Below are 778 nucleotides of genomic sequence, written 5' to 3'. Positions count from 1 at the left end.
GCTGAATGCCGCAAGGTCGATCGCGCTCCAACTGAGTCCAATTCTCGTCGGCTACACACTCAGCAATGCGGCCGTGGGAATTTTCGCCATCGCGCGCCAGCTCTCGGTCAATTGCAATGTCCTTTTGTCCGCAACGACCGAAGCCGTCGCGGCGCGATCGGTCCGGCTGTTCCATGAGCAAGCTCACACGGCTCAGCAGACCTTGCTCGTGGAGGGCGGCCGGTACACTACCGCCTTGAGCTGTCTTCTCACCATCGGCCTGCTCGTCCTAGGCGACAGCTTCATTCACCTTTGGCAGGGCGGACGCGCCGACGAAGCCTATCAGCAACTCCGGATCCTCATGCTCGGTGAGCTGATCGCCTTGTCGCAATGGGTCACTTACTGGGTCATCGCCGGAGTGAAGAAACACCGGCTGCTTGCCGTCTTTGCCGTTTGCGAGAGCGTCACCATCGCCGGCCTGAGCCTTCTGCTGGTCCAGTTTTTCGGCCTCTCCGGCATCAGCTTCGCCGCAGCAGCGGCCGCAGTCCTGTTTCGAGGCATAGGACCGCTACTCTATGGCTGCCGGCTTCTAGCCGTGGAGCCGCGGCGATATATGGTGCGGGTAATACTGCCAAATGCGGTTGGCGGGCTGATTGGCGCGCTGGCGGCTTATTGCCTTGACGCATGGCTCGAGCCTCGCGATTGGCGCACCTTTTTCCTGGCGGGATCCTTATGTGCACTGGTGTCCGTCGCGAGCCTAGTCCCGTTCCTGTTTCCCCAAATACTCGTGTTGAAACTG

At 60.5% G+C, this 778-nt stretch carries 1 protein-coding gene; it reads left to right on the top strand.

Translation table 11 applies throughout. The features are described from left to right. Positions 1–778, top strand: a 778-nt coding sequence (locus ACXJ7R_RS35055; protein WP_457155792.1) for a lipopolysaccharide biosynthesis protein, incomplete at both ends; no start/stop codon positions are given.

The organism is Mesorhizobium sp. P5_C1 (assembly GCF_054049815.1).
This window is presented reverse-complemented; position numbering and strand designations above follow the sequence as displayed.